Consider the following 14,511-nt stretch of genomic DNA (forward strand, 5'->3'; position numbering starts at 1 on the left):
CAGATGCCATAGTAGAAACAACCTTCCATTGATTGAGATGGGCAGCGTTGATGAGTTAAATGTCGTTGGGTTGACACTGTAACTAGCTTCCGTAAAAGCTGGTTGCGATATGAACTACGCTAAGAACCGTTGCTATGCCTAGGAAAATTCGCGAGCTAAAAGCTCAAATCCAACAAGCAGGATTTGTTTATTTACCTAAGCGCGGTAAGGGAAGCCATGAGCGTTGGAAGCATCCACTACTGACAAAAACGCTCACAATTTCAGGCAAGGATGGTGATGATGTCCCACGCTATTTAGAGAAACAAGTATTACAGTTGTTGCTTGAATTAGAAACGATTCAGGAGGATAGAGAACAATGAATCGATATAGCATGATCATTCAATGGTCAGAGGCTGATCAGCTTTTTTTGGTAACTATTCCTGAGTTTTCGGAGCGGGTAACAATGCCCTGTACCCACGGCAAATCCCGCGAGGAAGCAATTTTACAAGGCGAAGAAGTAATCGATATGTATTTGGAAGCCTGGCGGGAAGAAGGTCAACCCATTCCTGAACCCAACACGTTACAAGCTGCTTAGACAACTAAAAGTGACTGTGCTTAACGATTAAATCTCAGACTCTAGACCTAAACCCCTCACTTTTCACTGTGATAGGGTGATCATGCCCTTACCCGCCTAGTGGTTATGACTAATCGTCTGGCAGATTCACCTAGTCTGTATCTGCGGAAGCACGCCGAAAACCCGATCGACTGGTGGCCCTGGTGTGATGAGGCGTTGGAGCGGGCCAGGGCAGACAACAAGCCGATATTTCTCTCCATCGGCTACTCCAGCTGCCACTGGTGCACGGTGATGGAGGGCGAGGCGTTTTCGGATGAGGCGATCGCCGCCTACATGAACGCCAACTTCATCCCGATCAAGGTCGATCGCGAAGAGCGACCTGACATCGACAGCATTTATATGCAGGCGCTGCAAATGCTCACCGGGCAAGGGGGCTGGCCGCTAAACGTGATGCTGCATCCCGAAACGCGAGTGCCGTTTTATGGGGGCACCTACTTTCCCCTAGAGCAAAAGTATGGCAGGCCGGGTTTCTTGCAGGTGCTCACGGCCCTGCGCCAGTTCTACGACACCGAGAAATCTCGCTTGGCCGAGATTACCGAGGCGGTGATGGGCAATCTGCACCAGGGGGCGCAGCTGCCGGAAACTCCGGCAATTCCATCAGCGGATGTGCTCTATGCGGGGTTGACGACGAACGCCAAAATTCTGATTCCTTCAGGCCAGGGTACTTGCTTTCCGATGATTCCCTACGCAGCAGCGGTGCTGGGTGGGCTACGGTTTGACCTGGAGCTGGATGTGGCGCACCTCTGCGGCCAGCGGGGGCGAGACATGGCGCTGGGCGGCATTTATGACCACGTGGGCGGCGGCTTTCACCGCTACACCGTAGACCCAAGCTGGACGGTGCCGCACTTTGAGAAGATGCTCTACGACAACGGCATGATTGTGGAGTATCTGGCTGACCTGTGGGCTAGCGGACAGCAAGAACCGGCCTTTGAGCGGGCGATCGCCCTCACCCACACCTGGCTCTTGCGTGAAATGACTGCCCCAGACGGTTATTTCTACGCCGCCCAGGATGCCGACAGCTTTGTCACCTCCAATGACGCCGAGCCCGAAGAGGGCGCATTCTACGCCTGGCCCTACAAGACTTTGGAATCGGCGCTAACTACTGACCAGATGCAGGCGTTGGCTAATGCCTTTGCGGTGACCCTAGAGGGCAACTTTGAGGGGCAAATTGTGCTGCAAAGGTTTGACCTTGGCTCCCTTTCTGCCGAGGTCGAGTTGGCCCTTGGTCGGCTCTTTACCCTGCGCTACGGCACCCCGGCAGCCGAGCTAGAGACTTTTCTCCCGGCGATCGACAACCAGGCGGCTAAAACCCAGCCCTGGCCGGGGCGCATTCCCCCGGTGACTGACACCAAGCTGATTGTGGCGTGGAATAGTTTGATGATTTCTGGCTTGGCTAAGGCGGCGATCGCGTTCCACAACCCTGACTATCTGGCCACCGCCATCACCGCCGCCGAGTACATTCGCCATCACCAGTGGGTCGGTAGTCAGCTGCACCGTCTGGGCTACGACGGCACGCCCCAGGTATCGGCCCAGTCAGAGGACTACGCCCTGCTGATCAAGGCATTCCTTGACTTGCACCAGGCTAACCTAGCGCTGGCAAACGCAACCGCCGCCACCAACTGGCTAACGCTGGCGATCTCAACCCAGCATGAGTTTGACCACCATCTGTGGAGTGCTGACCAGGGCGGCTACATGAGCGCAGCGAGTGGCAAAGACTTGCTGGTGCAAGAGCGCCCCTACCAAGACAGCGCCACTCCTGCGGCGAATGGAGTCGCTGTCGCCAACCTCGTCCGTCTCTCGCTGCTCACCGATAACTTGGACTATTTAGACCGCGCCGATCGCACCCTGCAAGCCTTTGGCACGGTTATGGAGCAAATTCCTCGCGCCTGCCCCAGCCTGCTAACGGGCCTCAACTGGTTTCGCAACGGCACTGTGGTCAAAGCGGTGGCAGACATCATTCCTGAACTAGCGGCAGAATACTGGCCAACGACTGTTTTCACGGTCTCCAATGATCTATCCGATGACGCGGTGGGGATGGTGTGCCGAGGCACTACCTGTCTAGCGGTGGCAGATTCTGCGGATAAACTACGGCAGCAGTTACAAACCCTCCGGCCTCGATAAGTTATGCCCCATAATCCAGATTTGTATAGGGTGTTGTGCGATCGCATTCACCAGTCGCCCCAGGGCCGCATCACTTTTGCCGAATTCATGGAGCTGGCCCTCTACCATCCCCAGAGTGGCTACTACACCACCAAAGACGCCATCCTGGGGTTTGAGGGAGACTTCGTTACCTCGGCCCACCTGGGCCACGACTTTGGCGAACTGCTGGCTGTCCAGTTTGCTGAAATGTGGGATCATTTGGATCGCCCAAATTCCTTCTCGCTGGTAGAAATGGGGGCGGGCCAGGGGCTGATCGCCGCCGATGCGCTGGGTGCCCTGCAAAACCACTTTCCCGAATGCTTCGCCGCCCTGAGCTATCAAATTGTCGAAAAATCTGACCGCCTGCGGGCCGCCCAAGCGCAGCGCCTGTTGCCCTGGGACGGACGGGTCACTTGGCTAGATTTAGAAGACATTCCCGACGACAGCACCATCGGCTGCTTTTTCACTAATGAACTGGTCGATGCCCTGCCCGTGCATCAAGTGGTGATGACTGAATCAGGCCTGCAAGAGGTCTACGTCACCCTGGCCGATAGGGCAGAATCCCCGCGGCAAGAAGTGCTGGCCCCGCCCTCGACGCCGCGTTTGGCCGACTACTTTGCCTTCGTCGGCATCGACTTGGCCGACCCGCAGTACGCCCCTGGCTACCGCACCGAAGTTCACCTCGCCGCGCTCGACTGGATGAAAACCGTTGCCGCCAAGCTGCACCAGGGGTACGTGCTCACCGTTGACTATGGCTACCCCGCCAGCCGCTACTACAGCCGCGCGCGTTCCCAGGGCACGCTTCAGTGCTACTACCAGCACGCCCACCACGACAACCCCTACAGCCACCTGGGCCACCAGGACATTACCGCCCACGTCAACTTCACAGCGCTGGAGCACCAGGGGGAACAGTGCGAGCTAGAAACCCTAGGGGCCACCCAGCAGGGCATGTTTTTGATGGCGCTGGGCTTGGGCGATCGCCTAGCCGCTCTCGGTCAAATTCAGGCCAGCGACCCCACCACCGTCAACCTCGCCATCCAGCGACGCGACAAACTTCACCAGCTGATCAACCCCATGGGCCTGGGGAATTTTGTGGTGCTAGTACAGGGCAAGGGGCTCCCGCCCGCTGCCAAGACGCTGAAGGGGTTAACGGTGCCACCGCTGATGTAGGGCGCAATCGCACCCATCCACTCTGCAAATTCAAGACTCACTCATCCCTAAGCTCCTACAGGCTCCAGCGGTTTAGTCTGCTGCTGTTCGACCCGACGGGGCTGGCCCCAGAGCACCGTTTCGTGCTTGTAGATCACCATGCCGGGGCGCGCGCCCTTGGGCTTGTAGACATGGCGGGGCTGGGTATAGATCACCGGCACCTGGTCGGCCTGGCGGGCGCGGCTAAAGTAGGCGGTTAGGTCAGCCACGTAGGCTAGGTCGCGATCGCTGGGCACATCCCCCGCCCCTAGGCGCAGCAGCACGTGACTACCGGGAATCTCCTGGGTGTGAAACCAGAGGTCGTAGTCAGTGGCCACCGTCGAGATCAGCAGATCGTTTTGGCGGTTGTTGCGGCCCACCAGCACCGGCAGACCATCGGGGGTCTGTAGCCGACGGAAGCCTTCATCGTTGGCTTTGCGATCGGTCGGTCGGTAGTCGGGCGAGGTCATATAGCCCTGCTGAATCAGCTCGTTGCGAATGTCGATCAGCGCCTCTAGATCCGCCGGTTCTTCGTAGGTAGGGATCTGGGTTAGAGCCGCTTCTACCTGCTCGAGATAGGCTAGTTCGCCCTGTACCTCGGCCAGCAGCGGAGCCACTGCATCCTTTGCCCGCTTCAGTTTTTGGTGCTGTTTGTAGAGACGCTGGGCCTGCTGAATCGCCGTTTTGTCGGGGTCAATGGCAAGGGTGACGGGTGCTCCAGTATCAAAATCCTCTACCGTGAGCTGGGTGAGGCCAGGCTGCCACTGGTGGCTATAGGTCATCATCAGATCGGCCTGCTGGCGGTACTGGTCGGCCTGGGCCGACTGGTCGAGGCGCTGCCCAAAGGTGTGGGCCTTGAGCCGCAGCTTGTCAAGCACACCCTTAAGCCGCTGCTGAATCTGGTTTTTGAGGCGATCGAACTGCTGTAGGACAATCTCGCGGCCATAGTACTGGTTGAGCAGAGTATTGATGTCTGCCACCGGGGCCATCCCCTCCCAGTCGAGGACGGTGTAGCCACCCTCGACCCAACCGGGGTAAAACTCGCCCTTTTCAAGACAGACCAACCAGCGCTGCCACACCTCAAACAAGCGATCCCAATCGCTTTGGATCATGGTTGCAGCGGATTGGTCGGGGGTCAAGCGGGCGGTGGAGAGGAGCGATCGCACCAGCGACGAACTCAGCCCCCCGTAGCTCTGCATCAGCATCTTTTTGAGCGTCGTGGGCACCAGCGTCACCCGCTCCTGCCAGGAGGTTTGGGATTCCTTCAGACTGGGCAGCGTGTTCATGATCGCCGGGGGCAGCACGTAGGGGTCGCCGGTTTGAATGGGCCGCACCCGCGACTGCTGATCGCTCACCTGGTGGGCAGCGGTAACAATCTGGTTCTGGGCATTGGCCAAAATCACATTGCTGTACTTGCCCATAATCTCAACGTACAGGTGCCACTGGGGCGGGTCGCCGGGGCGCGGGCCAAACTGCAAATCGATCGCCCGCTCCCAGGGGGCCACCGGGGCGATCGCCACCAGCGCCAGCTGGCTAATCTGGTGCTTCAACTGCTGGCTAAAGGTAAACGTGTCCTGGCCCTTAGGGGGCGCATCGCCCAGGTGCAGCCGCGCCGCCTGGGGATGCCACGAAATCGTCAGCCAACTGCGGCGATCGAGGGTTCTAAGGGCCAAGGCCAGGGTAGTCGTATCGATCTGCACCACCGTCTCGCAGCGGGCCGGCACCCAGTCAGCCTCCAGGCTCTGGCACATGGCCATCAGAGTAGTAAAGTCAACCGGCTGCACAACACAATCCTCCAGGCTGAGACAAAGTAATTAGGGGAATCCCAGGGATAGGGCAGCCCGAGAACCCCGATAAAGGGCTAAGAAGCTCCGATTGAGCTGCTTCTAGGCCGAAAGGTGTAGCCCAAGGAACGAAAACGCCAGAATTCTGAAATTTTGCCGGATATTAACCCTCAGCAACAGTTGGATTCGTTAGTATGGCAATAAGTCTGATCTGGGCTCAAATGTAGAGCATAGTGCCAAAAAGCCCCGGCTTTTCTGGCCAGTCGGGGATAACCCTGGCGTTAGCACTGGCACCTCCCGTTACTGCCCTTCTATATATTATGGACATCAAGCTTATCAATATTGGCTTTGGCAATATCGTATCGGCCAATCGGGTGATTGCCATCGTTAGCCCTGAGTCTGCCCCCATTAAACGCATTATCTCCGACGCCCGCGAGCGGGGGCAGTTGGTCGATGCCACCTACGGTCGCCGCACCCGTGCCGTCATCATCACCGACTCAGGCCACACCATTCTCTCTGCCATTCAGCCCGAGACCGTCGCCCATCGCTTTGTCAGCGGCAAAGACGGGGATGGGAAGTGAAGGAGTGACGAGTAAGGGGGATGGGTGTCAGCAACGCTAAGGAAATGCGATGGCCCCTTAGGGCCAGTCTTTGACTATCGCCATGATTGCCTCACTGGACAAAGCCCCCATAACCTTTGACGAATTCATTGAGTGGTATCCAGAGAATTCGGAGTACCGCTACGAACTGCGGCGGGGGGTGGTGGTCGAGATGCCCAAACCTAGGGGAAAACACTCCAAATTGGCAGGTAATTTAGCCTTTGAGCTAGGTGCGTTTGTTCGCAGCGCTAACCAGCCCTATTTCATTCCCAAAGAATGCGTGATTAAACTCTCGAACGACATGGGCTACGAGCCCGATATTGTCGTTTTGGCGGAAGCGGCGATCGCCGACGAGCCTCGCTGGGAGCGAGAATCGGTGATTACCAGAGGCCAATCGATCAAACTGGCGGTAGAAGTCGTCTCTACCAACTGGCGGGATGATTACCTGCTCAAACTGGCCGATTACGAAGCCTTTGGCATTCAAGAATACTGGATTGTGGATTATCTGGGGCTGGGCGGACGGCGCTATATTGGTTCACCCAAGCAACCTACCTTTACCCTTTGCCATCTGGTGGATGGAGAGTTTGAGCTACAGCAGTTTCGAGGCAGCCAACTCATTGTTTTCCCCCACGTTTCCAGGGTTATCGCTGACCGTAGATCAGATATTCGGTTATTGCGCTCCGTCTCTCTAGCTGCCCCCTGCCCCGCCCTACCGCTTCCTTTTGCTTGATAGACTACTCAAGGAACGTCTCCTCACCTGCCACCCCATGCCTGCCGATCGCCCCGAGTCCATTGAGAAAATTGTGGCCCGTTTTCAAAAGGCCGCTGACCCCAAGCGTCGCTACGAGCAGCTGCTGTGGTTCGCCAAAAAACTCGACCCTCTGCCCGAGGAGTACAAAACCCCCGAAAACAAGGTGCCGGGCTGTGTCTCCCAGGTGTTTGTGGTAGCTGATCTGATCGATGGCAAGGTGGTCTACCAAGCTGACTCCGACGCGCAGATCACTAAAGGGCTGGTGGCCCTGCTGATCAAAGCGCTCAATGGGCTGACGCCTGACGAAATTGTCACCCTGACGCCCGACTTCATTAAAGACACCCAGCTCGATGTCAGCCTCACCCCATCGCGGGCCAACGGCTTCTACAACATTTTTAAGACGATGCAGCAAAAGGCCCGAGGGCTGCACGATGGGGCGGCACCGGGGGCGCTGTTGAGCTAGCATCAGCTCTGGCCAGTGGTATCCTGTGCAGCCAAACGAGTGAATGGGCATTCCGCCAAACTTTGGTAGACTTTGGAATGCGATTCAACGTCGGTTGATTTTGCCTGCATTCCTTCTGCCACCGTTGGGCCTAATTTCATGAGCGAGTACAGTATTTTTACCTCTGAGTCGGTATCTGAAGGCCATCCCGACAAAATGGCCGACCAGATCTCCGACGCCGTTTTAGACGCCATTCTCAAAGAAGACCTGCATGCCCGAGTGGCAGTCGAAACCCTGGTTAAGACCGGCATGGCCGTGATCGCTGGGGAGGTGCGTACCAACACCTACGTCGATTTAGAAGACATTGTCCGCAACGTGATTTTGGCCATTGGCTACGACAGCTCTGACGTGGGCTTTGATGGGGCCTCGTGCGCCGTGCTCAATGCCATTGGCAAGCAGTCGTCAGACATTGCTATGGGGGTTGATGTGGCCACCGACAAAGACCTGGGCGCGGGTGACCAGGGGCTGATGTTTGGCTACGCCACCAACGAAACCGACACCCTCATGCCCGCCCCGATCTACTACGCCCACCGCCTGGTAGAGCGCCAGGCCCACCTGCGCAAGCACGGCGTGCTGCCCTGGCTGCGCCCCGATGCCAAGAGCCAGGTGACCCTGCGCTACGACAATCTCAAACCCGTGGCCGTAGAGGCGGTGGTGCTCTCGACCCAGCACGACCCCGACGTCTCCCAGGCCGACATCCGCGAGGCGGTGATGGAGGAAATTATTAAGCCGGTGCTGCCCAACGGGTGGCTCCACGCCGATACCCAGTACCACATCAACCCCACCGGGCAATTCATCATTGGCGGCCCCGTCGGCGACTGCGGCCTCACCGGACGCAAAATTATTGTCGATACCTACGGCGGCATGGCCCGCCACGGCGGCGGCGCATTCTCTGGCAAAGACCCCACCAAGGTCGATCGCTCGGCAGCCTACGCTGGGCGCTACGTGGCCAAAAACATCGTGGCGGCGGGCTTAGCCGATCGCTGCGAAATTCAGGTCTCCTACGCCATTGGGGTGGCCCAGCCCACCTCGATCTCGATCAACACCTTTGGCACGGGGAAGGTGGCGGATGGGGCGATCGTAGAGCTGGTGCGCAAACACTTTGACCTGCGTCCTCAGGGCCTGATCGACATGCTCGACCTGCGCCGCCCGATCTACCAGCAGACGGCAACCTACGGCCACTTTGGCCGCGAACTGCCCGACTTCACCTGGGAAAAAACCGATAAAGCCGACTCGCTCAAAGTCGCACTCTAGGCAGTCTCAACTCAAGGGGGCGGTTAGTGATCACTAACCGCCCCCTTGTCCTATGAATTGATGACGGTGGTTTGATGGGGCAGGGCGCTTTCGTCGTGGGGTTCGCTCTGGGTGCCGTGGTCAATGTCTTTAGCATCTTCTTCGGTGCGGCGACGGCTGAGCAGCTCCTTAAGGGGATCGCGCTTTTCTTCGGACATGTGGATTTGAATGTTTGGCCCCGATCGCGCCAGACGAATAACAATGCCGTCTTCTACTGGCACTTCGCTAATGCGGCGACCGTCGAGGTAGGTGCCGTTGGTGCCAATGCTTTTCACCGCCCAGCCGGTATCGGTGCGGTGAATTTCAACGTGGTGGCGCGAGACCACAGCGCTGTAAAGAACCACGTTGTTATCGGTCGATCGACCAATGCGAATCACCGATTCTTGATCAAAAGACCAGCTCTGCACTGGGGTTTTGTGGAGAGGATGGAGCAGCGAGAGGGTAATCACATTACTCAATCAAAAACGATCCCTGTAGTGTCTAATCATAGAAGAGTCTGACGGAGCCCAACTCCTATCTTGGGGTTATGCCCGCTGACGGTCAGTAGGTGCCATCTATCCCCCAGGACTGTTGAGCGGCCTGCTTAGATAATAGTTCAGCGCCGCAGTAATTCAGAGAGGAGTGCAACCCCTACTTCAAAGCTTTAGGTGATGGACATTGAGGCCAGGTCAAGGTCTCCCACAGCGGAGCGATCGAGCAGCCAGTGCAGTTCTCCCTGGGGACGCACTAGGCGCGAGGGATAGGCCTCGTCATCGCCTTCGGGGGCCAGCACCTGGGCCAGGGCAGTCTGTTTATCGGCCCCGGCCACCAAAAACATTACCCGGTGGCTATGGTTAATTAGCGGGGCGGTAAAGGTCAGGCGAGGGTCGCTGCCCTTGTAGCCCACGGTAATCAGGCGGTCGTCTACTCCCAGCGACTCGGTGTGGGGGAAGAGAGACGCAGTGTGGCCATCGTCGCCCATGCCCAGCAAAATTAGGTCAAAGCGCGGTATCTGACTGGGGCCGAGGCCCTGGAGTCCGCCAAAAATCGACTTCACCATCGCCTCATACTGGCGGGCCGACGCCGCCGGATCCCCTTCTAGGGTAGGCGCATACAGCAGGTGGTCAGGCGGAATCGGCACCCGGTCGAGCCAGGCGGCCTTGGCCATGCCCCCGTTGCTGTCGGGGTGGTCGAGGGGCACATAGCGTTCGTCGCCCCAAAAAATGTAGAGTTTTTCCCAGGGCAGGTCTTGCTCGGCCAGGCCGCTGTAGAGGGGCTTGGGCGTGCTGCCACCGGCCAGGGCCAGGGTACAGTAGTCGTGGTCAGCGACGGCGCTGTGGATGGCTTCTACCACCAGGGTCAGGGCCCGCTGCACCAGGGCAGGCTTGTCGGCCAAGATCTCAAGCTGCGGCGCGGTCATAGGCGAAGATTACCGAATAGTGGCCCTAGCGCGCCTGGGGGTTGGGCTAGAGGCTCAGGACGTTTTGGCTGATTTCTCATCAGCAGACTAACGTAGTTATTACCCCAATGCCGATGGCTTAAGCTTTAATTTTGAAGCCAAGATCCAGCGGGGTGAGAGTACTGGTTGACAAGCCGGTCAAAACCTTGAAAGCTTACGGTTAGCTCTGTACCCTGCGATCGCATCTCGCCCCATGCAATTAACGCCCCAGGAAAAAGACAAGCTGCTGATTTTTACCGCTGCCCTGGTGGCCGAACGCCGCAAAGACCGAGGGCTGAAGCTCAACCACCCCGAGGCCGTCGCCTACATTTCTGCGGCCATTCTAGAGGGAGCGCGGGATGGCCGCACCGTGGCCGACCTGATGAGCTACGGCACCACTCTGCTGAGCCGGGCCGACGTCATGGACGGGGTGGCGGAGATGATTCACGATGTGCAGGTGGAGGCCACCTTCCCCGACGGCACTAAGCTGGTTACGGTTCACGAACCCATTCGGTAGGGCGACCCATGGCTGTTTCTGGCTCTAACCCAGGGGAGATTGTGCTGGATGCTGACGCGATCGAGGCCGTGCTGGGGGCGCTGGTCACCCAGCTCGACGCCTACGTGTTTCCGGAGGTGGCAGAAAAGATTCAGGCCGATATTGAGCAGCGCCTAGAATCGGGGGGCTACGGCGACATCAAGGGCGGGCAGCAGCTAGCGGATACGCTGACGGCCCAGCTGCAAGAGATGAGCGGCGATCGCAACCTGCGCCTGCACTTTAGCCCTGCCCTCCTGCCCCATATTGAACCTGAAGCCTTGCCCAATGCCCAGGAGCTTGAGCGCCAGCACCAGGCCAGCCGCCGCCGCAACTTTGACATCAACCGGGTCGAGCGCCTGCCGGGGAACGTGGGCTACATTCAGCTGTTTAGCTTTGAGCCGCCGGAGTTTGCGGGCGAAGCGCTGGCGGCGGCAATGACCCTGGTGGCCCATACCGACGCCCTGATCTTTGACCTGCGCCACAACCAGGGCGGCTCTCCGGCCACGGTGGCGCTGCTGTGTAGCTACCTGTTTCCGGCCCATCCGCCGATTCACCTCAACGACCTCTACTGGAGCGAGACCGACGAAACCCACCAGTGGTGGACGGTGCCCTACGTGCCGGGGCAGCGCTACCTCGACAAGCCAGTGTTTGCCCTCACCAGCCCCGAGACTTTTTCGGCGGCGGAGGAATTTGCCTACAACCTGCAAGTGCTGAAGCGCGGGGCCGTGGTGGGCGAAACCACACGGGGTGGCGCGAATCCGGGGCGGGGCTTTCGCCTGCACGACCATTTTTGGGTGTTTATGCCCACTGGGCAGGCGATCAACCCCACCACCGGCAAAAATTGGGATGGGACAGGGGTGCTTCCCACCGTTAAGGTGCCAGCAGAAACCGCCCTCGACACGGCCCACCTGATGGCCCTCAACCACCTGCTAGAGGCCGGGCCTGAGGGCGTGGCCCGCCGCGAGCTAGAGGAAGCCCTGCCGCGAGTCGAGCGATCGCTCCAGCAAAAGCGCCAAGACTTAATTGCCAACCTAGGAGGCCCAACATGATTCCCGGAGAACTGCTGCCCGCCGAGGGTGAGATCGAGCTAAATGCGGGCAAAGAAACGGTGACGCTGGCCGTGGCGAATACGGGCGATCGCCCGATCCAGGTGGGTTCCCACTTCCACTTTTTTGAGGTGAACGCAGCGCTGAGCTTCGAGCGCGATCGGGCGCGGGGCATGCGGCTCGATATCCCCGCCGGGACAGCGGTGCGCTTTGAACCTGGCGACGAGCGCGACGTGACCCTGGTGCCCCTAGCGGGGGAACGCCGGGTGTACGGCTTCAACGCCCAAATCGAAGGGGCACTGTAAGCTAGGAATAGTTGAACAGCGCCAGGACAACCGCGATGCAGAGCACAGCCGGCCTTGAGCAAACCCTCCTCGACCATCTACGGCAGCTTCCCCCCGACCAGCAGCGGGAGGTTCTAGACTTCGCTGAATTCCTGCACCAGAAATTGCCACGGCAGGTGTTCCCTCAGCCATCCCTACAACAGCTCGAACAGCTCGCTAGCCTGCCCCTATCTCAGCGCCATCAGGTCTTAGCGCCATTCATCGCCGCTACCGCCCAGGACTTCAAAACCGATCCGGTGCTGACCGAGTTTTCGGTTTTAGACGGCGAAGACTGGGAGTTTCCCGATGACGAGCCCTAGCCGAGGCGCAATCTGGTTGGTAGACCTTGACCCTACCCGTGGCCAAGAAATTCAGAAAACTCGCCCCGTCGTGGTGATCAGCAGCAATCTCTTCACGCCGCTTCCCCTCCGCATCATCATCCCCATCACATCCTGGCAAGACAAATTCGACAGCCGCCCATTTATGGTGAAACTCCTTGCCACTGCTGCCAATGGCCTCGATCGCGACTCTGCTGCCAACGTATTACAAGTTCGCAGTCTCTCAACCCAGCGCTTTGTCAAATGTCTTGGACAGCTAGAACCAAATCTACTGGCTGAAATTCTCGCTGGGCTAGTTGTCTGTATCGATTACGAATAGACCTAAGTGCATTGTCGTTATCGAGCCTTTCTATGCCTACCCCGCGTCTGCTGATCATCGGCCTTGACTGCATGGCCCCCGATCTGGTGTTTGACCAGTGGCGGCAGGATTTGCCCAACCTCAGCCGCCTGATGGAGGGCGGCAGCTACGGGCGGCTGGAGAGCAGCATTCCCGCCATCACCGTGCCCGCCTGGAGCTGCATGATGACCGGGCGCGACCCTGGCGAGCTGGGCATCTATGGGTTTCGCAATCGGCGCGATCGCAACTACCACTCCATGGCGATCTCCGATGGGCGCGCGGTCAAATTTCCCCGCCTGTGGGATATTCTCGGCGACGCCGGGTGGAAAGTCGCCGCCCTCAGCGTACCCGGCACCTCGCCCCCCTACCCGGTGAATGGCGCGCTGGTGTCCTGCTTTCTCACCCCCGGCACCGAGGTACCCTTCACCCACCCGCCGGAGCTGGGCGACGCCATCAAAGACTGGATGCCCGACTTCATGATGGATGTGCCCAACTTTCGCTCCGACGAAAAAGAGCGCATTCTAGAAAACCTGTATGCCCTCTGCGACCAACGCTTTACCCTGGCGGAAAAGCTGATTGTCCGCGACGCCCCCGACTTTCTCATGCTGGTGGATATGGGCGTAGACCGCATCCACCACACCTTTTGGAAGCCGATGGACCCGCGCCATCCCCAATACGAGCCTGACTTGCCCTTTGCCACCGCCATCCACGACTACTACGTGCATGTGGATCGTCGGGTGGGGGAACTGCTGGCGGTCTGCGACCCCGACACTGCCGTGCTGGTGGTGTCTGACCACGGGGCGCAGCCGCTGATGGGCGGCATCTGCATCAACGAATGGCTGCTCGCCAACGGCTACCTCACGCTGAAGGAAGCCCCAACCGAGGTGCTGCCCCTGGATAAGGTTGAGGTGGATTGGGCACAAACCCGGGTTTGGGGAGCCGGGGGCTACTACGCCCGCATTTTCTTAAACGTGAAGGGGCGCGAACCCCAGGGCACCGTGGCTATGGCCGACTACGAAGCCCTGCGCGACGAGCTAGCGACGAAGCTCTCCCAACTTACCGATCCGGACGGCAACCCGCTGCCGGTAAAAGCATTCAAGCCCCAGGAGATTTACCAAAAGGTGCGCGGTCGTGCGCCAGATTTGATTGTGTATTTTGACGATTTGGCTTGGCGATCGGTGGGCAGTGTGGGCATTAACAGCCTCTACACCGTCGAAAACGACACCGGCCCCGATGATGCCAACCACGCCCCCCTAGGCCTAATGATTTTCCACGATCCGAAAGCTCCAAAGGAAGGGCAGATTTTGGAAGGGGCAAAACTTTACGACTTACTACCTACGTTGCTACACCGTTACCATATTGAGGCTCCATTAGGGCTAAGGGGCAAGGTTTTATCAGTTTGAAGCAGAGTCGACTTTAGAATTCAGCCGCCTTAGAAAGACATAATTATACTTCGTCAAATTCAAGGTCAAAACTACCACCTTGCTATCTCAACTTCCCCAAAGTCGCCATATACTCGAGGGCACCTCGAAAAATAGCCAGAGCGATCTCAATATGAGATCATAAGGTTGGTTTGTTGACGTATGAATGCTATGGGACAGCAGGGGTTCTGGGATGTTAAAGACCGGCAGCAAAAACTGGAGCAA

17 protein-coding genes are annotated in these 14,511 nt (G+C 58.3%); 14 read left to right on the plus strand and 3 right to left on the minus strand.

Features of this window, described 5'->3' with window-relative positions; translation table 11 throughout:
• Nucleotides 1–134: 134 nt before the first annotated feature.
• The 4 genes from VB780_RS06310 to VB780_RS06325 all read left to right on the plus strand — a co-directional run bounded on the left by VB780_RS06310 (nt 135) and on the right by VB780_RS06325 (nt 3,922).
• Nucleotides 135–359, plus strand: coding sequence for a type II toxin-antitoxin system HicA family toxin (locus tag VB780_RS06310; protein ID WP_323350294.1), 225 nt, complete (start codon nt 135–137; stop codon nt 357–359).
• Nucleotides 356–574 carry a type II toxin-antitoxin system HicB family antitoxin gene (locus VB780_RS06315; RefSeq protein ID WP_323350295.1) on the plus strand — a complete coding sequence of 73 codons (219 nt, stop codon included), beginning with the start codon at nt 356–358 and terminating at the stop codon, nt 572–574. Before VB780_RS06310 ends, VB780_RS06315 begins: the two co-directional genes overlap by 4 nt.
• Before the next feature lie 105 nt (nt 575–679).
• Nucleotides 680–2,734 carry a thioredoxin domain-containing protein gene (locus VB780_RS06320; protein WP_323350296.1) on the plus strand — a complete coding sequence of 685 codons (2,055 nt, stop codon included), beginning with the start codon at nt 680–682 and terminating at the stop codon, nt 2,732–2,734.
• A 3-nt stretch (nt 2,735–2,737) separates the two neighbouring features.
• On the plus strand, nt 2,738–3,922 hold the full coding sequence (locus VB780_RS06325; protein WP_323350297.1) for a class I SAM-dependent methyltransferase: 1,185 nt from the start codon (nt 2,738–2,740) through the stop codon (nt 3,920–3,922).
• Between the two features lie 47 nt (nt 3,923–3,969).
• Here VB780_RS06325 and VB780_RS06330 read toward each other — a convergent pair whose 3' ends face one another.
• Nucleotides 3,970–5,724, minus strand: a complete 1,755-nt coding sequence (locus VB780_RS06330) for an Rqc2 family fibronectin-binding protein (RefSeq protein WP_323350298.1) — start codon at nt 5,722–5,724, stop codon at nt 3,970–3,972.
• A 320-nt stretch (nt 5,725–6,044) separates the two neighbouring features.
• Here VB780_RS06330 and remA point away from each other — a divergent pair, with 320 nt between their 5' ends.
• From remA to metK, 4 genes are all read left to right on the plus strand, one after another.
• Nucleotides 6,045–6,305 (plus strand): extracellular matrix/biofilm regulator RemA, encoded by a 261-nt coding sequence (remA, locus tag VB780_RS06335; RefSeq protein WP_323350299.1) that lies wholly within the window; start codon nt 6,045–6,047, stop codon nt 6,303–6,305.
• Nucleotides 6,306–6,387: 82 nt separating this feature from the next.
• Nucleotides 6,388–7,053, plus strand: coding sequence for a Uma2 family endonuclease (locus VB780_RS06340; protein WP_323350300.1), 666 nt, complete (start codon nt 6,388–6,390; stop codon nt 7,051–7,053).
• Between the two features lie 37 nt (nt 7,054–7,090).
• Nucleotides 7,091–7,537, plus strand: a complete 447-nt coding sequence (locus tag VB780_RS06345) for a SufE family protein (protein WP_190751919.1) — start codon at nt 7,091–7,093, stop codon at nt 7,535–7,537.
• A gap of 138 nt (nt 7,538–7,675) precedes the next feature.
• Nucleotides 7,676–8,830, plus strand: coding sequence for a methionine adenosyltransferase (gene metK / locus VB780_RS06350; protein ID WP_323350301.1), 1,155 nt, complete (start codon nt 7,676–7,678; stop codon nt 8,828–8,830).
• Nucleotides 8,831–8,880: 50 nt separating this feature from the next.
• Here metK and VB780_RS06355 read toward each other — a convergent pair whose 3' ends face one another.
• Together VB780_RS06355 and pgl are read right to left on the minus strand one after the other, a co-directional pair.
• The gene (locus VB780_RS06355; protein ID WP_323350310.1) at nt 8,881–9,318 is read right to left on the minus strand and encodes an FHA domain-containing protein; all 438 of its coding nucleotides are present in this window, start codon (nt 9,316–9,318) and stop codon (nt 8,881–8,883) included.
• A gap of 194 nt (nt 9,319–9,512) precedes the next feature.
• Nucleotides 9,513–10,268: a 6-phosphogluconolactonase gene (gene pgl, locus VB780_RS06360; RefSeq protein ID WP_323350302.1), complete on the minus strand. Its 756-nt coding sequence runs from the start codon at nt 10,266–10,268 to the stop codon at nt 9,513–9,515.
• Nucleotides 10,269–10,500: 232 nt separating this feature from the next.
• On the opposite strand from pgl, the gene VB780_RS06365 reads away from it, so the two are divergent.
• The 6 genes from VB780_RS06365 to VB780_RS06390 are packed head-to-tail and all read left to right on the plus strand — an operon-like array spanning nt 10,501 to nt 14,268.
• Nucleotides 10,501–10,803, plus strand: a complete 303-nt coding sequence (locus VB780_RS06365) for an urease subunit gamma (RefSeq protein ID WP_073606824.1) — start codon at nt 10,501–10,503, stop codon at nt 10,801–10,803.
• 8 nt (nt 10,804–10,811) lie between these two features.
• Nucleotides 10,812–11,870 (plus strand): S41 family peptidase, encoded by a 1,059-nt coding sequence (locus VB780_RS06370; RefSeq protein ID WP_323350303.1) that lies wholly within the window; start codon nt 10,812–10,814, stop codon nt 11,868–11,870.
• On the plus strand, nt 11,867–12,172 hold the full coding sequence (locus tag VB780_RS06375) for an urease subunit beta (RefSeq protein ID WP_323350304.1): 306 nt from the start codon (nt 11,867–11,869) through the stop codon (nt 12,170–12,172). The genes VB780_RS06370 and VB780_RS06375 overlap by 4 nt, the downstream gene beginning before the upstream one ends.
• Before the next feature lie 35 nt (nt 12,173–12,207).
• Entirely contained in the window at nt 12,208–12,510 is a 303-nt protein-coding gene (locus VB780_RS06380) for a DUF2281 domain-containing protein (RefSeq protein ID WP_323350305.1), read from the plus strand.
• Complete coding sequence (locus VB780_RS06385; protein WP_323350306.1) at nt 12,497–12,847, plus strand: type II toxin-antitoxin system PemK/MazF family toxin; 351 nt, start codon at nt 12,497–12,499, stop codon at nt 12,845–12,847. Before VB780_RS06380 ends, VB780_RS06385 begins: the two co-directional genes overlap by 14 nt.
• Before the next feature lie 32 nt (nt 12,848–12,879).
• Nucleotides 12,880–14,268, plus strand: a complete 1,389-nt coding sequence (locus VB780_RS06390; protein WP_323350307.1) for an alkaline phosphatase family protein — start codon at nt 12,880–12,882, stop codon at nt 14,266–14,268.
• Nucleotides 14,269–14,511: the final 243 nt, after the last annotated feature.

The sequence above is a fragment of the Leptolyngbya sp. CCNP1308 genome, assembly GCF_034932455.1.
Classification (GTDB): domain Bacteria; phylum Cyanobacteriota; class Cyanobacteriia; order Phormidesmidales; family Phormidesmidaceae; genus Nodosilinea.